Consider the following 19,280-nt stretch of genomic DNA (forward strand, 5'->3'; position numbering starts at 1 on the left):
CAGATCTATACGGGGCTATGAGACACCACGAATATGGCGAAAATTGCCCCTGTGCAATGGACTGTTTTGCCTGTTCACAGAAGCTTGTTGGTTTTATCTAAGCCCGATATGGTCTCGGGCTCGAAAAAGCCTCATAGCAGTTAAGAAAGGGAAAACTCATGATTGGCGGCTCCATTACTGCGCTCGTTACACCTTTCAAGGATAACGCTGTGGATGAGGATAAGTTCGCACAAATCATCGAGCATCAATTTATCAATGGCACGCGCGGGGTTGTGCCCGTCGGGACCACGGGTGAAAGCGCCACGATGGATTTGGCAGAGCGTAAACGCGTCGTGGCCTTGTGTGTGGAGATTGTAGCGGGCCGGATGTCTGTGATTGCCGGCACGGGCACCAATGACACGGCCGCGGTGATTGAGTTGCAAAAAGATGCCAAGGCGGTCGGTGCCGATGCCAGCCTGGTCGTTGCACCCTATTACAATAAGCCCAGCCAAGCGGGAATTATCGCACACTTTGAGGCCATCGCGAATGCGGTGGAATTGCCCATCGTGCTCTATAATGTACCGGGCCGAACGATTGTGGATATGAGCGTCGATACCGTGGCGCATCTCTCCCAACATCCCAATATCATTGCGATCAAGGATGCCACCGGTGAGGTCGAACGCGTGACCCAGCATTTACGCCGTGTGCCCAGCGACTTCATCTTGCTCTCAGGCGATGATGGTAGTGCCCTGGGCTTCAACGCCCATGGCGGTCATGGCATGATTTCGGTGACCTCGAATGTGGCACCGTCCCTGTGTGCGCAATATCAAGAGGCCAGTTTGAAAGGCGATTTTGTCCGCGCGCGTGAGATCAATGCCCGTCTTCAGACCTTGAATGAAGCCATGTTCTGTGAACCGAGCCCGGCCCCTGTAAAATATGCGTTGTCTTTGTTGGGCCTGTGCGGCCCTGAGGCGCGCCTTCCCATTATACCGTTGAGCGACAGCGCCAAAGCACGCGTTGAAGCCGCAATGAAAGTTTGTGGACTTTTATGAGTAGTAAGACTTCTAAGTCGAGCGATGCGATTGCCGTCAATCGCCGCGCCCGCTTTGACTATGAGATTGAAGAAACCTTTGAGGCGGGCCTGCAGCTGACCGGGACCGAGGTGAAATCCCTGCGTCAAGGTCGGGCCAATATTGCGGAATCCTATGTCAGCCCGGAACGTGATGAGATTTTTCTCATCAATGCCGATTTCCCGCCCTATGAAATGGGCAATCGCTTTAATCACGAACCGCGCCGTCATCGTAAATTACTGCTGCACCGCAAGGAAATCGGCAAGCTGCAAGGTGCGGTCGCCAAAGAAGGCCGCACGATCATTCCCTTGCGGCTCTATTTTAACCAGCGTGGGATCGTGAAAATCCAGATCGGTCTCGCCAAAGGTAAGAAGGCCGTCGATAAGCGCGAAACCATTAAGGAACGCGATTGGAACCGCCAGAAATCCCGCTTGATGAAAGACTTCGGATAAACAAAAGCCTCCCTCACATTTGATCGTGATGGGTGGTTTTTTATTGCGGCAATAGGCTGCGAACCTGATCGAAAATCGCTTCGAACATAGCCGTTGTCAGCCGTCCAGTATTGGTATTATAGCGCGAGCAATGATAGCTATCGATCAGCGTGATCGGCCCGTTCGGGCCTTCAAGCGTATATTGCGCCCCATGCTTGAACGGGGCTTCTTTCAGGCGCACGCCTAAGGCTTTGAGCGTATTGTCGTGCGAAATCTTACCCAAACACACCATGACTTTAAGCTGGGGTAGGGCCTGTAATCGCTTCACCAGAAAACCACGGCACAGATTTGCCTCTTCACCCGTAGGCTTGTTTTCAGGCGGCACGCAGCGCACCGCATTGGTGATCATCGCATCTATAAGAACCAAGCCATCATCGGGGCGTTGATCATAGATCCCGCGTGAAAAGCCATACTTATCCAGTGTGGCATAAAGAAGATCGCCCGCCCAGTCGCCGGTAAAAGGGCGCCCGGTCTTATTGGCCCCACCCCGTCCAGGGGCAAGGCCAATAATCAAGAGCCGCGCATCATCGCTGCCAAAGGAGCGTACGGGCGCGTTATGCCAGCTTGGTTCCTCGATGGCATTGGCTTGGCGGTAGGCCACTAGGCGCGGACACAAAGGGCAATCCAATGGCGCTTCAGGCGTGTAGGCAAATGTCATGGCGAAGATTAATCCTCGCCGTTAGACTCTTCATCTTGATGGTCATTGTGGCGGCGTTCCCGTCCGACCAGCTTCATCAAATCGGTCAGCTCAATAAAGGTATCGGCTTGGCGACGCAGATCATCTGAGGCCATCGGCGGGTTTGACTTCATTGTTGAAACAACAGACACCCGTGTGCCGGTGCGTTGAACCACTTCGATCACTTTCTTGAAGTCACCATCACCGGTGAACAAGATGATATGATCGAGATAGGTCGCCCCTTCCATCAAATCGACAGTAATTTCAACATCCATATCGCCTTTGATCCGGCGGCGACCGTTCTCATCGCTATATTCTTTGGCCGCTTTAGTGACGACCTTGAAGCCATTATAATCAAGCCAATCGATCAGCGGACGAATGGGCGTGTATTCTTCGTTTTCCAGTAAGGCGGTGTAATAATTAGCGCGAATAAGGCGGCCGCGCTTTCGGAACTCCTCAAGGAGCTTGCGATAATCAATATCAAAATCTAAGGATTTTGCAGCAGAATATAAGTTAGCCCCATCAATGAACAAGCCAATGCGTTCGTTGGGATAAAAGGTCATAGTGTGTCCTTCTTATTAGACCTAAATGAATCGACTCAGCGTTATAAGGGAGTTTACATCGCTCTGGGAGGGAATCTAGCGTTTCAACGCAAGACGCCGATAGAGACTTTGCAACTGGCGTTAAATGCTTTGTCTGACAATGGTTTAAAGGTTATTCGTGTGTCTCGTCCCTGGCGCACCCCGGCGTGGCCCGATCCAAGGGATCCCTTCTATATCAACGCCGCAGCAGAAATACAAACAGATTTAAATGCAGAAGCGGTGTTAAACCAACTTCATGATTTAGAAAATCGCTTTGGCCGGGTTCGCACGCGCACAAATTCGCCGCGAACACTTGATCTGGATTTGATTGATTATAGAGGTGAAGTCACATCTCTAGAGGAAAAAGTGATCACACCACATCCGCGTTTGAGGGGTAGGGCGTTTGTGCTTTGCCCTTTACGCGAGATTGCGCCAAACTGGATTTGTCCAAGACATAAGCTGCATATCGATCAATTGATTGGTGAAATTCCCAAAGCGGATCGAAAAGCGGTGCGCCTGGCGGGAGGTGCGTTTTTCTAGCAGTGATGCGCTTGCGAGCATCCAGCGCTTGGGTTAAACAGATATATTCCCGCATCAGGTTAAGGAGCGCATCGCGCATGGCCCGTGTAACGGTTGAAGATTGTATTGAGAAAATTCCAAACCGCTTCCGCTTGGTATTGCTGGCTGCGCACCGCGCACGCAATATCACTGCCGGTTCGCAATTACAGGTCGATCGTGATAACGATAAAAACCCTGTTGTTGCGCTGCGAGAAATCGCAGATGATCGTCTGGATCTGGGCAATCTGTCTGAAAGCCTCATCTCTGGTCTGCAGCGTGTTCTGCCCCATGATGATGACGAGGACCGTGCGCGTCCTGCTGAAGGTACACCTGAAGCGGCACCTGTGGCTCTGCCCATGCCTGAGCTTGACGAGTCGGCCATGCTGAAGGCGTTGCAAAGCGACCGTGATGGACCCCAAGACGGGCGTTTGTAAGCTTTGATGACTGTGGCAAATCCGGACCATGACGGGCCGGGGATTGCCGACGCTATTCCGAGCGCCGACGATCTGGTCGCCCGTGTGAGAGCCTATCACAAGGACGCTGACGGCGATCTGATCCGGCGTGCGTATGAATTTTCAAAAGCCCAGCATGAGGGACAAACCCGTCAATCGGGTGATCCTTATTATGGCCACACGGTTGCTGTGGCCTTTTTGCTGGCTGATCTACGCCTGGACACCGCCACGATTTGCGCCGGTCTGCTCCATGATACGGTCGAAGATACCAGCGCCACCCATGAAGACCTGATTGAGCTGTTCGGCCAGGATGTGGCCGATCTGGTGTCTGGCGTGACCAAGCTCACCCAGATGGAGCTGGCCAATAAGCGCACCAAGCAGGCGGAAAACCTGCAGAAATTGGTGGTGGCGATCACCAAGGATGTCCGCGTTCTATTGGTGAAATTGTGCGATCGCTTGCACAATATGCGCACGCTCTATCATATCGACAAATTCGAGAAGCGTGAGAGAATTGCGCGCGAAACCCTTGAAATTTATGCGCCGCTGGCGCGTAAAGTGGGGGTCAACCGTATCTGTGTTGAGCTGGAAAACCTCGCCTTTCAGAATATCAATCCGGCCGCCTATGTTTCGATCACGCGCCGCCTAAGTGCGCTTCGTGCCCAACGCTCTGAAGCCATTGCCATGGTTTCGGAGATCATTGGTCAGCGTTTGACGGAAGCAGGTATTGATGTGCGCGTTTTTGGCCGGGAAAAGCGGCCCTATTCGATTTGGCGCAAGCTGGATCGTAAGGGCGTCTCGTTTGAAGAAATCGCGGATATTTATGCCTTTCGTGTGATCACGGAAACGGTGGATGAATGCTATCGCGCGCTTGGGGTGATCCACCAGACCTGGCGCTGCGTGCCGGAGCGGTTCCGCGATTTCATCTCGAACCGCAAGCCCAATAACTATGCCTCGCTGCATACGACGATTATTGGTCCCCAGAATATCCGCGTTGAGCTGCAGATCCGCACCGAGCAGATGGAGGCTATCGCCGAAACCGGGGTGGCGGCGCACTGGCGTTATAAATCCGGCACCTATTCCTATGATCCCAATGCCGCGCAAGCGGCTGGCGGCGATCCGTTGGAGCGTTTGCGTCCTCTGGTCGAAATCTTAGAGCAGGGCGGCGATCCGGACGAATTCCTGGAACATGCCAAGCTGGAAATGCTGGTCGATCAGGTTTATTGCTTCACACCGAAGGGCGATTTGATCGCGCTGCCTTATGGGGCGACGCCGTTGGACTTTGCCTATGCGGTGCATACCGAGTTGGGCAACCGCACCATCGGCGTCAAAATCAACAGTATTGAGCGCCCGCTGCGTACGCGCATTCGCAATGGCGATGTCATTGAAATCATCAAGGGCGGGAAGCGCCAACCGCCCCCCGGTTGGGAAGATCTGGTCATCACCGGGCGCGCGCGCGCGGCGATCCGGCGTTTGATCCGCAATTCTGAGCGCGATGAGTTTGAGCGCATCGGTAAGGTGATCGCCGAACATGCCTTCCTGCGTGAGGGGATGGAGTTTCGCGAGAAAGCCATCCAGGACGCCTTCAAGCGTTTGGAAGTTCACGCGATTGAGGATCTTTATCTGGCGCTTGGTAAAGGTCAGATCACTTCAACCGAGCTGATTGACGCGGTCTTTCCGGGCCGACGTGAGGAGCGCGGGGATCTGCGCCTTCGCGAATTGATCAATGACGAAAAGGGTGCGCTGTTTGTCCATGGTCGTGGTTTGACGCCAGGGGTCACCTTACATTTTGCCGATTGCTGTTCGCCCATGCCGGGCGACCGCATCGTCGGGGTATTACGGCCCTTAAAAGGCGTTGAGGTTCACGTCATTGATTGTGAACGCTTGGCGAGCCTGGAATATGAGGCTGATCAGTCCAATTGGATTGATTTGAAATGGACGGCTGAGGCGCAAAGCAATTCCATCTCCATCGGGCGTGTGGTAGCCACTTTGCGCAATGAACCCGGCGTTCTGGCGCGCATTGCCGGAACCGTGGGGGATGGGCGAGGCAATATTGCCAATGTCAAAACACTGCATCGCACGGTAGATTTCTTCGACATGGAGTTCGATCTAGAGGTCATCGATTCACGTCACTTGAATAATATCATTGCGGCGTTGAAAACGAATGATTGTGTGATCAATGTAGAACGGGCGCGCGCGGATTAGCCGGGCCCAGTAAAATTGGGGATGGGCGATGAGCTATACCACTGAAGCGGTCCTAAACGAGTTTCGCGATGCCGGGGCCTTGCTGGAGGGCCATTTCATCCTGTCATCGGGGCTGCGCAGCTCGGTCTTCTTGCAAAAAGCCTTGGTGTTTCGTAATGCCGCGCGCACGGAACGCCTGTGCAAGGCGCTGGCGGAAAAGATTAAATCTGAAACCGATCTGAGCTTTACCGCGATTGTCTCACCGGCCATGGGTGGGATTATTCCGGGCTATGAAACCTCGCGCCATATGGATTTGCCCTTCTTGTTTGTCGAACGCGAAGAGGGCGAGTTTAAGCTGCGTCGTGGGTTTGAGCTGACCAAAGCTGACCGCGTTTTGATCATCGAAGACATTGTGACCACGGGGCTTTCCTCACGCGAATGCATTGGCGCAGTCGAAGCGACAGGCGCGAAGGTTGTCGCGGAAGGCTGTTTGGTCGATCGTTCGGGCGGTAAGGCCGATGTTGGCGTGCCTTTGGTGGCGCTGGCCCAGGTGGCTTTTCCCACCTATGATCCGGACAATCTGCCTGAAGAGCTTGAAAAAATTCCGGCAATCAAGCCGGGCAGCCGGGGGCTTGCCTAATGGAGTTTTGCCGTCTGGGGGTCAATATTGACCATGTCGCGACCGTGCGCAATGCGCGCGGCGGCCATGTTCCCGATCCCATCCGGGCCGCGCAATTGGCCGAGGCGGCGGGCGCAGACGGCATTACGGCCCATTTGCGCGAAGATCGCCGCCATATCCGCGATCTTGATATTGATCGCTTGATGGCGACTTTGAATGTGCCGTTGAATTTTGAGATGGCCGCCACGCCGGAGATGCTGGCGATTGCGCTCAAACATCGCCCGCATGCCTGCTGTTTGGTCCCAGAAAAGCGTGAAGAGCGCACCACTGAAGGCGGCTTGGATGTGTTGAGCCAGCGCGATCACTTGCGTCCCATGATTGAGGCGCTCAACGCGGCGGGAAGTCGGGTCTCGCTCTTTATCGAAGCAGATCCAGACCAGATTACGGCCTCAGCCGAACTGGGCGCGCGCGTGGTTGAGCTTCATACCGGCAGCTATTGCGAGGCCTTTGTCGAGCACAACGCGCTCAAAGCCGATCATGAACTGTCGAAAATTCGCGAAGGAGCGCGCTTGGCGGCGGCGGCAGGCTTGGAGGTTCATGCCGGCCATGGCCTGACTTATGATAGCGTGAAGCCGATCGCGGCCATCCCTGAGATTAAAGAGCTGAATATCGGCCACTTTCTGATCGGTGAGGCGATTTTTGTAGGTCTGGATGTGGCCATCGCGCGTATGCGTCAATTGATCGATGAGGCGAGGCAGGGTTAGGCGATGATTTTGGGCCTCGGCAATGATCTTACGGATGTGCGCCGGATTGAGGCCTCGATCCATCGCTATGGGGATCGCTTTATTCGCCGGGTGTTTTTAGATGGGGAGATAGCGCGCGCCCAGGCGAGCCGTTTGCCCATCCAGACCTATGCCAAGCGCTTTGCGGCCAAGGAAGCCGCGGCCAAGGCCGTCGGCGTCGGCCTGTGGCGCCAGGGTGTGACGTTTCGTGATTTTGAGATTGCTAATGATCCGGGCGGTAAGCCGAGCCTGCATCTGCATGGGCAAGCGCGTAAACTTGTTCAGGCCCAGTTGCCAAAGCGCCATTATCCTGTTTTCCATGTCAGTATGAGCGATGATGGTCCCTGGGCGCAGGCCTTTGTGATTATCGAGGCGCGGACTTTGAACGTGCAGTAGCCAGACCTCTCTTTGAGGGGGCTAGAAGGGGGAGGCAGAGATGACAGATCCGACATTGCCAGACCCTGAGGCTGCGCTGCGCCAGGAGGCGGGTGAACCGAGCATTCTTGTGGGAGAAGAAGCCCCCTGGGAAGGCGAGCAGACGCGCACGCCACCCGTCGCCGATAAACCTGAAAAACCAACAAAAGACAAAGGCTCACCCAAGAAACATACTGCCTTGGATGAAGCCGCCTGGACGGTCGTGCTGGCCTTTGTCGTGGCGCTTCTCGTGCGCAGTTTTGTCTACCAGCCCTATCATATTCCATCACCTTCGATGCAGCCGGGCCTGGTTGAGGGGGATTATGTCATCACGAGTAAATGGGCTTATGGCTTTTCGCGCTTTTCGCTGCCGGGCTCGCCCCCAATCGGCGATCAGCGCCTGTTCCCGCGCACGCCCAAGCGCGGCGATATTATTGTGTTTCGCGGCCCCCACAATGAAAGCGCGACCTATGTGAAGCGTCTGATCGGCCTTCCCGGTGATGAGGTGCAGATGCGTGATGGCGTGCTTTATCTTAATGGTGAAGCGCTGACGCGTGAGTATGTCGATGAGCGCTATGGCACCGATGAAGCGGGTAATCTGGTGCGCTATGGCGTCTATCGCGAGACCTTGCCGGGCGGAGCGAGTTATGAAGTGTATGATTCGGGTGTCGATGCGCTTGACACTACGCCGGCCTATCAGGTGCGTGCGGGCCATTTCTTCGTGATGGGCGATAACCGCGATGAATCGCGTGATAGCCGCGTTCAAGCCCCTCTTGGTCCGGGCCAGGTGCCAGAGACCCATATCATTGGGCGCGCAGACCTGATATTACTCTCGGTTCAACCGGCCTTCTCTTTGTGGAAACCCTGGACGTGGTGGCATCTGCGCAGAGATCGCTTTTTCAAAACACCTTAGGAATGATGCGGATGAGTGGACGGCTGGAGCTGTTCCAGGCGCGAATTGGGTATACCTTCGCCGATCAGGATTTATTGGAACGCGCCTTAACCCACGCCAGCTATGGCGATGGGCGCCAGCGTGCGCAATCCAATGAGCGCTTGGAGTTTCTGGGCGACCGGGTTTTGGGCCTGATCGCAGCGGAGCGACTGCACGAAGCGTTCGAGAGCATGAATGAAGGCGGGCTGGCCCAGCGTCTGAATGCGTTGGTGCGTAAAGAGGCCTGCGCCCGCGTGGCGCGTCTGATCGGATTGGGCGAGGCCTTGCGCCTGTCTAAAGCCGAAGAGCGTTTGGGCGGGCGTGATAAAACCTCCATTCTGGGTGATGCGTGCGAAGCGATTATCGGCGCGCTTTATCTCGATGGCGGTCTTGATCAAGCCAAGGTGTTTTTTGACACCTTCTGGGCTGAGGAGTTTGAGGCGCAAAAGGGCCGTAAGAAAGACGCGAAATCCCATCTGCAAGAATGGGCCGCCAAGCAAGGCTTTGGTGTACCGATTTATGAAGATGTCTCGCGTAAAGGTCCAGATCATCGCCCAATTTTCGTGGTCCGGGTCAGTGTACCCGGCTACACCCCGGTCGAGGCCGAAGGTGGATCCAAACAAGATGCTCAACGCGCTGCGGCGGCGGGGCTATTAGAGCAGGAACATATCCATGGTTACAGCGAATAACACCCCTGAGACACGCCGGGCTGGCTTTGCCGCCATTTTGGGCGCACCCAATGCGGGCAAGTCGACTTTGGTCAATGCCTTGGTGGGCCGTAAAGTCTCCATCGTGACCCATAAGGTGCAAACCACCCGCTTTCAGGTGCGCGGCGTGGCCATGCATGGCCTGGCGCAATTGGTGCTGGTGGACACACCCGGCGTTTTTGCCCCGCGTCGACGTTTAGATCGCGCCATGGTGGCTGCGGCCTGGGCCGGTGCCGATGATGCCGATGTTCTGGTCCATGTCATTGATGCGGCGGCCGAAGCCCGCGTCATGGCTGGTGAGGGTAAGGGCCAGGATAAGCGCGCCAGCGCGGATGTCGAGCGTGTGATGGACGGCCTGAAAGCCACGGGGCGCAAGGCGATTTTGGCGCTCAATAAAATCGACCTTCTCAAGCGCGATACCCTGTTGGGCCTGACACAGCATTTCTTTGAAAGTGATGTGTATGATGAGGTCTTTATGATCTCAGCTGAGAAGCAGGACCATGTCAAAGACCTGGCTGATGCGATCGCGCGCCGCCTGCCCGAAAGCGAATGGCTCTATCCCGAAGACCAGATCGCGGATCTGCCTGAGCGGATGCTGGCCGCCGAGATTACCCGCGAAAAACTATATCTGCGCATGCATGAGGAATTGCCTTATGAAATGACCGTGGAAACCGAAAGCTGGCAGGAGCGTAAAGACGGCTCGATCCGTATTGAGCAGACGATTTATGTCACCCGCGACAATCATAAACCGATGATCCTGGGGAAGGGCGGTACGGCCATTAAAGTCATCGGCCAACAGGCCCGTGAAGAGTTAGAGCGCGAACTGGGCTGTGATATTCACCTGTTCATCCATGTGAAGGTCCGTCCCGGTTGGGGGGATGAGCGTGCGCGCTTCAACGCGCTTGGCCTTAATTTCGACGCCTAGGGCCTCGAGATGGAATGGAGTGATGTCGCGCGGATCCTGGCCGTTCGCCCCCATGGCGAAACTAGTGCGATTGTTGACATCTTGACCCCCAGCCAGGGCCGCCATGCGGGCCTGGTGCGCGGGGGGCGTTCTAAATCGCAACGTCCTGTCCTGCAGGCGGGTAACCGTGTGCATGTGACGTGGCGCGCGCGCCTGGCCGATCAATTGGGTAATTTCCAGATTGAGCCGGATCATTTAAGCGCCGGGGCGCTGATGGAAGACCCTTTGGCGCTCTCAGGGCTTAATGCAGCCTGCGCTTTATCGGTTTTAAGCCTACCCGAGCGTGAGGTTCACCGCGCGGTCTATGACGCGTTTGAAGTGCTGATTGAGACCTTGAATGATCCTGATATCTGGCCTGCGCTCTACGTGCGGTGGGAGGCCGGACTGCTGTCTGATTTGGGCTATGGCCTGGATCTCAAACGCTGTGCGGTGACGGGGGTGGAAGACGATCTCTCCCATGTCAGTCCGCGTACAGGGCGCGCCGTCTGTTCCCATGAAGCCGAACCCTATCGTGATAAGCTGTTGGCTCTGCCCGGATTTTTAAAAGGTTTGGGCGATGTGAATGAGGGCGATATTGGCGCCGGTCTGGCCCTGACGGGTCATTTTCTGGAGCGCCGGGTGCTCTGGCCCACCGATCGCGTCCTGCCCGAGGCGCGCCATTTGATGCAGGACCGGCTGGAGCGCGCAGGCCGCCTTTAGCCAAAATTAAGCTATAGTGTTCGCGATGCGAATCACGTGCCAGCTTTAAATCAAAAAGGGCAGACCCATGGGTGAGATTATAACGCCAGAAGGCGGCCGGATTTTCGAAGAATCCTTTGATGATGCGCTCTCGACGCGTTATCTCGCCTATGCCCTCTCTACAATTACCCAGCGCGCACTGCCCGATGCGCGTGACGGCCTGAAGCCGGTTCACCGGCGTCTGCTTTACGCGATGCGGCTTTTGAAGCTGGATCCCGATGCGGCCTATAAGAAATGTGCGCGTGTCGTCGGGGATGTGATCGGTAAATACCACCCCCATGGGGATCAGGCCGTCTATGATGCGCTGGTGCGTCTGGCCCAGGATTTTTCCGCGCGCTATCCGCTGATCGAAGGCCAGGGTAATTTCGGCAATATTGATGGCGATGGCGCGGCCGCGATGCGGTATACCGAAGCGCGCCTGACCGATGCGGCTCAATTGATCTTGAAAGATCTTGATCAAGGTACGGTTGATTTTCGTGAGACCTATGATGGGGAAGATGCCGAACCCATCGTGATGCCGGGGGCATTTCCGAACCTTTTGGCCAATGGCTCTTCAGGGATTGCCGTGGGCATGGCGACCAATATTCCGCCCCATAACGCCTATGAGCTGTGCCAGGCCGCGCGCTATCTGATCAAAAATCCAGACGCGCCCACGGATGCCTTGCTGCATTATGTTCAAGGCCCGGATTTTCCCACCGGCGGGGTATGTGTGGAGCCCGCGACCAGTATCCGTGATGCCTATGAGACCGGGCGCGGGGGCTTTCGCCTGCGTGCGCGCTGGCAGGTTGAGGATTTGGGGCGCGGTCAATGGCAGATCGTCGTCACTGAGATTCCTTACCTGGTGCAAAAGGCCAAATTGGTTGAGCGTATTGCCATTTTAATGGAGGCTAAACGCCTGCCGCTGTTAGGCGATATCATGGATGAGTCCGCGGAAGATATCCGCCTGATCCTGGAGCCGAAAAGCCGCACGGTGGATCCTCAGCTCTTGATGGAATCGGTCTTTAAACTGACGGAGTTGGAGACCCGCTTCTCGCTCAATCTCAATGTTCTTGATCCCAAGGGCACGCCGCGCGTGGTGGGCCTGAAAGGCGCTTTACAGATTTGGCTCGATCACCGGCGTGATGTTGTGGTGCGCCGCGCCACCCACCGCCTGGCCCAGGTTGAAGACCGCCTGGAAGTGCTGTCAGGTTATCTGATCGCCTATCTCAACCTGGATGAGGTGATCCGGATCATTCGCGAGAGCGATGAGCCGAAGGCTGAGTTGATGAAGACTTTCAGCCTAACTGAGCGTCAGACTGAAGCGATCTTGAATATGCGCCTGCGCTCCCTGCGCAAGTTGGAAGAAATTGAAATCCGCAGTGAAGAATCGCGCTTGCAAGACGAACGCGATGAGCTTCAAGGCCTGTTGGCCAGCGATGAGCGTCAATGGCAACGCGTTGAGGATGAAGTCACTGAGGTCGGCGAGCGTTTTGGCCCGAAGACCGACATTGGCGCGCGCCGTACCAGCTTTGGCGATGCCCCCGATGAGGCCATGGTCGATGCGATCGAAGAAGCCTTGATCCCACGCGAGCCAATTACCGTAGTCTTGTCGCAGAAGGGCTGGATCCGCGCCTTGAAAGGTCATGTCGATGATCTTTCCACCCTTAAGCATAAGGAAGGCGATGAGACTTTCCTCTCTATCAAGGCGGAAACGACCGACAAGATTTTGATTTTTGCCACCGATGGGCGGTTCTTTACGCTGGATGCGTCTAAGCTGCCGGGCGGGCGCGGCTTTGGTGAGCCTTTGCGTCTGACGATTGATATGCCGGAAGATTCTCATCCCATCGCGATGTTGAAATTCACCAAGGGGCGCACATTACTGTTGGCCTCTGATGCGGGCTATGGCTTCCGCGTTGAAGAAGAGAGCCTTGTGGCGACCAAGCGCGCGGGCAAGCAAGTGCTCAACGTGCCTGAAGGGGCCAAAGCCGCCTTCTGTCTGGATGCCAGCCAGGGCGATTGCATTGGGGTGATCGGGGCCAATCGCAAGCTGTTGGTCTATACGGTGGAAGAAATTCCCGCGATGGCCAAAGGTAAGGGCGTCAAACTCTTTGGCGGTAAAGTCTCTACCCTTGATGACATCACCATTTTTGCCCGTGAAGAGGGGCTGAGCTGGACCGATAGCTCTGGGCGCCGGCGTGCCGTCGAAGACTGGCATTTGTTCGAAGGCAAACGCGCGCAGGCCGGGCGTATGGCCCCTAAGGGTTTTGCCAAATCCAATACCTTCACCCCTAAAGGTTAGACGGGGATGACAGTTGACGCTGCGTCATGCCAGACGTGATCTGGCATCCATGCCGTGAGTTTGACGATTATTCTGGGCGATCAGAACTTTGCTCAACCCGTCCGGCATGGACCCCAAATCAAGTTTGGGGTGACAGAATAAAACATGGACCCCGGATCAAGTCCGGGGTCGCGATACTCTTTGTGTGTCCTCGCTTTACTGCGGGCGGACAGTCATCCTTGCGGGCAAAGGCCCGATCAAATAGGTGCCGGGTTCCCGGCCAAGCGAAGCGCAGAGCCGGGATCCATAGACCTTCATGGCCCGCTGTATAGACCCCGGCTCGCGCGAACGCTTGCCTGGGATGACAAATCTTTGCTCACGCTGCAGGCGTGCCATCCTCACCCTCGGTCTCTTTCAACAGCCCTTTGAAGGACTGGGCATAGATATACCAAACCGAGGAGAAGAGGGCGGCAATCATCGGGCCGACAATAATCCCGACGGCACCAAAGAGTGTGATCCCACCCAGGGTGGAGAGCAGCACCATCAGATCAGACATTTGCGCGTCTTTACCGACTAAGCGTGGGCGCAGCACATTGTCGGAGGTGGACACCACAATCATGCCCCAGAGCGCCAGGCCAATGGCGGCTACATAATGCTCTTGCACGCCCAGATAAATCGCGGCTGGAACCCACACCAAGGGCGGGCCCACGGCGGGGATGATGGAGAGCACGGCCGTGACCGTTCCCCAGAAGGCCGCGCCGGGAATGCCGGCGGCAAAAAGGCCAATGCCGGTGAGGCTGCCTTGCACCACGGCAATCAAGAATGTGCCTTTCACTGTGGCGCGAATGGTGGAGATCACCCTTTCGACCAAGAGCGCGCGATATTTCTCCGTCAAAGGGACCAGATAGAGCGCTTTTTGCGCCATGCCCGGCCCACCGGTGAGGAAGAAGAAAAGCGCATAAAGCATCAAGAAGGATTTCAAGACGATAGAGAGTGTATCGCCGGTAATACTGGTCAGGCTCGACACCATGACGCCAGAAAAACTGCTGATCACTTCACCGGCCTTGGCGATCACTTCGTCTTGATAGGGGATCAGATTTTCACGGAAGGGCACCCAGGTCGGTAGGATCGCAAAGCCTTGTTCGCGAAAATTACTGACCTGTTCACGGATCCAGGGCGTAACCGTGTCGGCCACCGTCAAGGCTTGATCGGTGACAATGCCAACCAGGGCCAGGACCGGACCTAAGAACAGCAAGATCGCAATCAGTAAGACGATAATGGCGGCAAGGGCTTTGCGCCCGCCAAATAAGCCTGTCAGCCCAGATTGCAAAGGCATCAGGAAAATCGTGAACACACCGGCGATGAAGAGCGCGCTGAGATAGCCCCTGATCATCCATAAAAACAGGCCCGACAGGGCCAAGGCCAGCGTGATGATGAATAAACGCTGCAGGTTAACGCGATCTGCTTCGCTCATAATGAACCCCTATAGTCGCGAACCCACTCTGCCTATTGATATATCAGATCAGGTAGGCCCGTGGCCAGCCATGGAATGAGCGCCACTAGAATTAACGCTGCGATCTGGATGGCGACAAAGGGAATGGCCCCGCGATAAATATCGCCGGTGGTGACTTCGGGCGGAGCCACGCCGCGCAGATAGAAAAGCGCAAAGCCAAAGGGCGGGGTTAAAAAGCTGGTTTGCAGATTAAGCGCCATCAATACGCCCAACCAGACCGGATCAACGCCCAACATGAACAGCGATGGGGCGACGATGGGCACGACGACGAAAGTGATCTCGATAAAATCCAGGAAGAAGCCAAGGATGAACATCACCAGCATGACGAGGATCAGCGCACCAACCGCGCCGCCCGGTGCCGCGGCCAACAGATCGCGCACGCCATGATCGCCGCCCAGTTCACGGAAGATGAGCGAGAACAGCGCCGCGCCGATCAAAATGACAAAGACCATGGCGGAGATTTGCGCGGTCGAGGTCATCACATCATCAAGGACTTTATTCCTCTTGAGCAGATAAAGCGCACCGGCCCCACCAATCAGCGCGAGGGCGGAGAGTCCATAAGCCAGATAAAGCACAATCGCGCCCTGGGCATTGCGCACATCCACCACCAGGACCGAGCCGATGAGAAGAATGAGGGCAAGCGCGGAGAGCGCGGCGAGCGCCTGGAACAGTTTGGCTTCGCCCTGGCCACCGGCATTACGAATGGCGGCGAGCAAGGTCGCGCCGACCGCGCCAATCCCAGCCGCTTCGGTGGGGGTGGCGAGACCCGTGAGAATGGAGCCCAAGACCGCAATGATGAGCACCAGCGGCGGGGTTAAAGCGTGAAGGATCTTACCCCAATCGGTTTTAGCCTCGTCGTGGGGCATAGCTGGCGCAGAGCCGGGCCGGATGATGGCGATAACGATCTGATAGCCAACATAGGCGATAACGAGCAGGAAGCCTGGGATCAAGGCCCCGGCAAAAAGATCGCCCACAGAGACGACATCGGGACTGAAAATGCCTTGAGCGCGTTGCGCTTCGGCATAGGCCGAAGACAATTGATCGCCCAACAGGACCAGCACGATGCTGGGCGGAATGATCTGGCCCAAAGTGCCCGCTGCTGCGATGGATCCGGCCGCCAAGCCCTTATCATAGCCGCGCCTCAGCATGGTCGGTAGGGAAAGTAGCCCCATCGTGACGACTGTGGCCCCGACAATACCGGTGGAGGCAGCGAGCAGCGCGCCGACAAGGACTACAGAAATCCCCAATCCCCCGCGCATCCGACCAAAGGCCGCACCCATGGCCTCTAGTAATTCTTCGGCGACTTTGGATTTTTCCAGCATCACCCCCATGAAGACGAAAAGGGGCACGGCAACCAGGATGGACTTATCCATATCCATGATATTGCCATAGATCCGTTGGGGGAAGGCGCGCAAATGGATGGGGTCAAACACGCCGAGCGCAATGCCAATGAGGCCAAAAACCAACGCCACACCCGCCAGGGTAAAGGCGACGGGAAAGCCGCGCAGCAGCGCCACAAAGGCGGCGAGGAACATTAAAAACGGCAAAGCTTCAATCAGGATCGACATGGGGCGGACCTATACCGTTTTCGCGGCGTCAGCGCCGGGAACGACGTCTTCGCGGCCCATCAGGGTCAACACGCAATGGATCGCCCAGGCGAGACCTTGGGCCATGATCATGACGGCAAAAACGACAATGGCGGTTTTCAAAAGGAATATGGTTGGCAGGCCATCGCTCTCGCGTGAACGCTCTAAAATGCGCCAGGCCCCCCCGACATAGCTTTGTGACGTCGAAAGGATGATCCAGCCCATGGGAAAGAGCGCGAGATAAATTCCGATGAGATCGGTCAGCGCCTTGGCCCGCGCACCCAGCTTGGCGTAGAAGACATCCACGCGCACATGACCGCCCGCGATCAGGGTCGAGGCTGCGGCCAGCAAGAACAGCAAGGCATGCATATACATGATGCTTTCTTGCAGCTTGGTCGAAGAATAGCCAAAGACATAGCGCTGGATCACGATGAGGGCGGTGACAAGCACAAGACCCAACGCCAGCCAGCGTGCGCCATCGCCGATGACCTGATTGATCGTGGTGATGACGTTCGCACAGCCTTGGGCGACATTGATGACGATCGGGGGCAGGGCTTTGAGCCCCTCTAAGATCAGCATCACCAAGGGCAGGGCCAGGATGGGCAGGCTTGCCCAACCGAGCATTTTAAACCCAGCGCCGAAACTGCGTGCTAAACCGGGGAGATGGGCGCTGGCGGCGTCATAAAGCCCACCGCCCATCGCGCCATCGGCCACGAACACCCCAGCAACGCCGATCAGCGCCGCTAAAAAAACACCATCACCTGCGCGCATCTTAACGGCCTAGAACCAATTCGCGTTTCTGTAGATAAGGCGTTTCAGACACCAGACCCCATTCGCGCGAGAGCTGGCGCGCCTTGGCATAGCTTTCATAAACGCGCGCTGACATGGCATCGCCATTGGCGACATCGGCGACGACGTCTTCGGAGATTTCGCCGATCCGGGTCCAGATTTCATCAGAGAATTGGCGCAATTGCACGCCATGATCATTGACGAGCGTGCGCAGCGCTACGCCGTTTTGATAGGTAAATTCGGCGATGCTCTGATTGTTCGCAGCCTGACAGGCGGCGCGCACCATGGCTTGTTGATGGGCGGGCAGGCTGTCCCAGACCCCGCGATTCATCCCCACGGCCAGCGAGGCGCCCGGCTCATGGAAGCCTGGGCCGTAATAATAGGAGGCCTCGCGGTAGAAACCAAAGGCGAGGTCATTCCACGGTCCCACCCATTCGGTGGCATCAATGGAGCCTGATTGCAGGGCTTGATAAATCTCCCCGCCAGACAATGCCACGGCCGCCGCGCCCAATTCACGTAGGACCGCGCCGCCCAGACCCGGCATGCGCATGCGAAGGCCGCGGAAATCTTCTAACGTATTGATTTCTGACTTGAACCAGCCGCCCATTTGGTGACCGGTATTACCGGCCTGAAAGGCGATGATATTGAACTGCGCGGATAGCTCTTCCCACAGCTGTTGACCGCCGCCGAACTCCACCCAGGCCATAATTTCCATCGCGGTCATGCCGAAGGGCACGCTGCAGAAGAAGTTGAACGCCGGGGAGCGACCCTGCCAGTAATATTCCGCGCCGTGATACATGTCGGCAACACCGTTGGAGACGGCATCGAACACCTCAAACGCACCCACGATTTCGCCCGCGCCGAAGACCTCTACCTCTAGCTCCCCGCCCGAAAGGGCTTGAAGATGGGCCGCCACGCGCTCAGCCGCTGTGCCCAATCCGGGAAAGCCCGCAGGCCAGGTCGTCACCATGCGCAGGCGACGGGTGCGGTTACGATTGATAGCGGGGCTGGCGACACCGCTGGCCGGTGTTCCATTGTCCGCACCGCCTTCTTGTGAGCAGGCGGCGAGTACCCCGGCACTGCCCAAGATTGCAGAGCCGGTCAGAAAAGTGCGGCGATCCATGATCGTCTCCCCTCGATCAAAATAAACGGAGCCGATTATTCGATTGTGGGGGGCTCTTTTTCCAGGCGTTCCTCATCTCTAAGGCGACGCCACCCGGCCGGTTCCAGAATCTCAATCGGTTTATACTGGGCTTTGTAGGCCATTTTGGCGCTACCTTGTACCCAATATCCTAAATATATGAAGGGTAATTGTTGAGCCTTGGCATGCAGTATCTGATCCAAAATCATAAACCGGCCCAGGCTGCGCTTATCCTCGTTGGGGTCAAAGAAGCTATAGACCATGGAGAAGCCGTCTTTGAGATTGTCAATCAGCACGGCGGCGATCAAGGTTTTATCCGCGCGGCGATATTCCACCACATCGGTACGCTGCGCCCCATCCTCAATCATGCTGGCATAATCATAAAAATCCATGCCCGCCATATCGCCCTCTTTGTGACGCGCATTGAGATAGCGGCTCAAAAGGTCATACTGCTCCATGGTCGCAATCGGGGTGGAGACCTCGCCGTGCACATCCTGATTGCGCTTCAGAACGCGGCGATGGCTCTTGGTCCATTCAAATTCATTGACCGGCAGGCGCGCAGATTTACACGCCGAGCACAGCTCACACGCCGGACGATAGAGGATGGATTGCGAGCGGCGAAAACCGGCATGGGTCAGAGCATCATTCAGCTCTGGCCCGTCACCCAGCTCCAGCTTGGTGAAAATCTTACGCTCGCGGCGCCCTGGCAGATACGGACAGGGCGACGGCGCGGTCAAAAAGAACGGTAAGTGTTTATTATTAAATGGATGCGTCACCGCTTTATGCCCGTCTCAAAAGGCGTTATTTAATCCCTGACGTGTAAAGTGTAGGGCAAAATCTGATCCTGACTA

The 19,280-nt window shown here is 56.3% G+C and carries 20 protein-coding genes; 13 read left to right on the forward strand and 7 right to left on the reverse strand.

Annotated features, from left to right (window positions below; translation table 11 throughout):
* Positions 1 to 158: 158 nt before the first annotated feature.
* Positions 159 to 1,031 carry a 4-hydroxy-tetrahydrodipicolinate synthase gene (gene dapA, locus H151_RS0110770; protein ID WP_019961676.1) on the forward strand — a complete coding sequence of 291 codons (873 nt, stop codon included), beginning with the start codon at positions 159 to 161 and terminating at the stop codon, positions 1,029 to 1,031.
* Positions 1,028 to 1,501, forward strand: coding sequence for an SsrA-binding protein SmpB (gene smpB / locus H151_RS0110775; RefSeq protein WP_019961677.1), 474 nt, complete (start codon positions 1,028 to 1,030; stop codon positions 1,499 to 1,501). Before dapA ends, smpB begins: the two co-directional genes overlap by 4 nt.
* A 40-nt stretch (positions 1,502 to 1,541) precedes the next feature.
* On the opposite strand, the gene H151_RS0110780 is transcribed toward smpB, so the two are convergent.
* Together H151_RS0110780 and H151_RS0110785 are read right to left on the reverse strand one after the other, a co-directional pair.
* On the reverse strand, positions 1,542 to 2,198 hold the full coding sequence (locus H151_RS0110780; RefSeq protein ID WP_019961678.1) for a uracil-DNA glycosylase: 657 nt from the start codon (positions 2,196 to 2,198) through the stop codon (positions 1,542 to 1,544).
* A gap of 8 nt (positions 2,199 to 2,206) precedes the next feature.
* A complete protein-coding gene (locus tag H151_RS0110785) occupies positions 2,207 to 2,779 on the reverse strand; it encodes a LabA-like NYN domain-containing protein (protein ID WP_019961679.1) in 573 nt (190 codons plus the stop codon).
* Between the two features lie 3 nt (positions 2,780 to 2,782).
* On the opposite strand from H151_RS0110785, the gene folK reads away from it, so the two are divergent.
* From folK to parC, 11 genes are all read left to right on the forward strand, one after another.
* A complete protein-coding gene (gene folK / locus H151_RS16220; protein WP_169336743.1) occupies positions 2,783 to 3,337 on the forward strand; it encodes a 2-amino-4-hydroxy-6-hydroxymethyldihydropteridine diphosphokinase in 555 nt (184 codons plus the stop codon).
* Positions 3,338 to 3,414: 77 nt separating this feature from the next.
* Complete coding sequence (gene rpoZ, locus H151_RS0110795; RefSeq protein WP_019961681.1) at positions 3,415 to 3,789, forward strand: DNA-directed RNA polymerase subunit omega; 375 nt, start codon at positions 3,415 to 3,417, stop codon at positions 3,787 to 3,789.
* 6 nt (positions 3,790 to 3,795) lie between these two features.
* Positions 3,796 to 6,009 carry a RelA/SpoT family protein gene (locus H151_RS0110800; RefSeq protein ID WP_019961682.1) on the forward strand — a complete coding sequence of 738 codons (2,214 nt, stop codon included), beginning with the start codon at positions 3,796 to 3,798 and terminating at the stop codon, positions 6,007 to 6,009.
* A gap of 28 nt (positions 6,010 to 6,037) precedes the next feature.
* Entirely contained in the window at positions 6,038 to 6,628 is a 591-nt protein-coding gene (pyrE, locus tag H151_RS0110805; RefSeq protein WP_019961683.1) for an orotate phosphoribosyltransferase, read from the forward strand.
* Entirely contained in the window at positions 6,628 to 7,371 is a 744-nt protein-coding gene (locus H151_RS0110810; RefSeq protein WP_019961684.1) for a pyridoxine 5'-phosphate synthase, read from the forward strand. Before pyrE ends, H151_RS0110810 begins: the two co-directional genes overlap by 1 nt.
* A gap of 3 nt (positions 7,372 to 7,374) precedes the next feature.
* A complete protein-coding gene (gene acpS, locus H151_RS0110815; RefSeq protein ID WP_019961685.1) occupies positions 7,375 to 7,785 on the forward strand; it encodes a holo-ACP synthase in 411 nt (136 codons plus the stop codon).
* A gap of 40 nt (positions 7,786 to 7,825) precedes the next feature.
* A complete protein-coding gene (gene lepB / locus H151_RS0110820; protein ID WP_019961686.1) occupies positions 7,826 to 8,716 on the forward strand; it encodes a signal peptidase I in 891 nt (296 codons plus the stop codon).
* Between the two features lie 11 nt (positions 8,717 to 8,727).
* Positions 8,728 to 9,423 (forward strand): ribonuclease III, encoded by a 696-nt coding sequence (gene rnc, locus H151_RS0110825; RefSeq protein ID WP_019961687.1) that lies wholly within the window; start codon positions 8,728 to 8,730, stop codon positions 9,421 to 9,423.
* Positions 9,407 to 10,366 (forward strand): GTPase Era, encoded by a 960-nt coding sequence (gene era / locus H151_RS0110830; protein WP_019961688.1) that lies wholly within the window; start codon positions 9,407 to 9,409, stop codon positions 10,364 to 10,366. Before rnc ends, era begins: the two co-directional genes overlap by 17 nt.
* A 9-nt stretch (positions 10,367 to 10,375) precedes the next feature.
* Positions 10,376 to 11,104, forward strand: coding sequence for a DNA repair protein RecO (recO, locus tag H151_RS0110835; protein ID WP_019961689.1), 729 nt, complete (start codon positions 10,376 to 10,378; stop codon positions 11,102 to 11,104).
* A gap of 67 nt (positions 11,105 to 11,171) precedes the next feature.
* Positions 11,172 to 13,421, forward strand: a complete 2,250-nt coding sequence (gene parC, locus H151_RS0110840; RefSeq protein ID WP_019961690.1) for a DNA topoisomerase IV subunit A — start codon at positions 11,172 to 11,174, stop codon at positions 13,419 to 13,421.
* A 355-nt stretch (positions 13,422 to 13,776) separates the two neighbouring features.
* Here parC and H151_RS0110845 read toward each other — a convergent pair whose 3' ends face one another.
* The 5 genes from H151_RS0110845 to H151_RS0110865 are packed head-to-tail and all read right to left on the reverse strand — an operon-like array spanning position 13,777 to position 19,205.
* Positions 13,777 to 14,874, reverse strand: coding sequence for an AI-2E family transporter (locus tag H151_RS0110845; RefSeq protein ID WP_019961691.1), 1,098 nt, complete (start codon positions 14,872 to 14,874; stop codon positions 13,777 to 13,779).
* Between the two features lie 32 nt (positions 14,875 to 14,906).
* Positions 14,907 to 16,481, reverse strand: coding sequence for a TRAP transporter large permease (locus H151_RS0110850; protein WP_019961692.1), 1,575 nt, complete (start codon positions 16,479 to 16,481; stop codon positions 14,907 to 14,909).
* A gap of 9 nt (positions 16,482 to 16,490) precedes the next feature.
* On the reverse strand, positions 16,491 to 17,270 hold the full coding sequence (locus H151_RS0110855; protein WP_019961693.1) for a TRAP transporter small permease subunit: 780 nt from the start codon (positions 17,268 to 17,270) through the stop codon (positions 16,491 to 16,493).
* Position 17,271: 1 nt separating this feature from the next.
* The gene (locus H151_RS0110860) at positions 17,272 to 18,411 is read right to left on the reverse strand and encodes a TRAP transporter substrate-binding protein (RefSeq protein WP_019961694.1); all 1,140 of its coding nucleotides are present in this window, start codon (positions 18,409 to 18,411) and stop codon (positions 17,272 to 17,274) included.
* A gap of 35 nt (positions 18,412 to 18,446) precedes the next feature.
* A complete protein-coding gene (locus H151_RS0110865; RefSeq protein ID WP_019961695.1) occupies positions 18,447 to 19,205 on the reverse strand; it encodes an arginyltransferase in 759 nt (252 codons plus the stop codon).
* Positions 19,206 to 19,280: the final 75 nt, after the last annotated feature.

Source organism: Woodsholea maritima DSM 17123 (assembly GCF_000382325.1).
Taxonomy (GTDB): domain Bacteria; phylum Pseudomonadota; class Alphaproteobacteria; order Caulobacterales; family Maricaulaceae; genus Woodsholea; species Woodsholea maritima.

What these genes read in the sequence shown, in the direction of transcription:
- dapA (WP_019961676.1), top strand. Translation starts at nt 159, where the DNA reads ATGATTGGCGGCTCCATTACTGCGCTCGTTACACCTTTCAAGGATAAC.
- smpB (WP_019961677.1), top strand. Translation starts at nt 1,028, where the DNA reads ATGAGTAGTAAGACTTCTAAGTCGAGCGATGCGATTGCCGTCAATCGC.
- H151_RS0110780 (WP_019961678.1), bottom strand. Translation starts at nt 2,198, where the DNA reads ATGACATTTGCCTACACGCCTGAAGCGCCATTGGATTGCCCTTTGTGT.
- H151_RS0110785 (WP_019961679.1), bottom strand. Translation starts at nt 2,779, where the DNA reads ATGACCTTTTATCCCAACGAACGCATTGGCTTGTTCATTGATGGGGCT.
- rpoZ (WP_019961681.1), top strand. Translation starts at nt 3,415, where the DNA reads ATGGCCCGTGTAACGGTTGAAGATTGTATTGAGAAAATTCCAAACCGC.
- H151_RS0110800 (WP_019961682.1), top strand. Translation starts at nt 3,796, where the DNA reads ATGACTGTGGCAAATCCGGACCATGACGGGCCGGGGATTGCCGACGCT.
- pyrE (WP_019961683.1), top strand. Translation starts at nt 6,038, where the DNA reads ATGAGCTATACCACTGAAGCGGTCCTAAACGAGTTTCGCGATGCCGGG.
- H151_RS0110810 (WP_019961684.1), top strand. Translation starts at nt 6,628, where the DNA reads ATGGAGTTTTGCCGTCTGGGGGTCAATATTGACCATGTCGCGACCGTG.
- acpS (WP_019961685.1), top strand. Translation starts at nt 7,375, where the DNA reads ATGATTTTGGGCCTCGGCAATGATCTTACGGATGTGCGCCGGATTGAG.
- lepB (WP_019961686.1), top strand. Translation starts at nt 7,826, where the DNA reads ATGACAGATCCGACATTGCCAGACCCTGAGGCTGCGCTGCGCCAGGAG.
- rnc (WP_019961687.1), top strand. Translation starts at nt 8,728, where the DNA reads ATGAGTGGACGGCTGGAGCTGTTCCAGGCGCGAATTGGGTATACCTTC.
- era (WP_019961688.1), top strand. Translation starts at nt 9,407, where the DNA reads ATGGTTACAGCGAATAACACCCCTGAGACACGCCGGGCTGGCTTTGCC.
- recO (WP_019961689.1), top strand. Translation starts at nt 10,376, where the DNA reads ATGGAATGGAGTGATGTCGCGCGGATCCTGGCCGTTCGCCCCCATGGC.
- parC (WP_019961690.1), top strand. Translation starts at nt 11,172, where the DNA reads ATGGGTGAGATTATAACGCCAGAAGGCGGCCGGATTTTCGAAGAATCC.
- H151_RS0110845 (WP_019961691.1), bottom strand. Translation starts at nt 14,874, where the DNA reads ATGAGCGAAGCAGATCGCGTTAACCTGCAGCGTTTATTCATCATCACG.
- H151_RS0110850 (WP_019961692.1), bottom strand. Translation starts at nt 16,481, where the DNA reads ATGTCGATCCTGATTGAAGCTTTGCCGTTTTTAATGTTCCTCGCCGCC.
- H151_RS0110855 (WP_019961693.1), bottom strand. Translation starts at nt 17,270, where the DNA reads ATGCGCGCAGGTGATGGTGTTTTTTTAGCGGCGCTGATCGGCGTTGCT.
- H151_RS0110860 (WP_019961694.1), bottom strand. Translation starts at nt 18,411, where the DNA reads ATGGATCGCCGCACTTTTCTGACCGGCTCTGCAATCTTGGGCAGTGCC.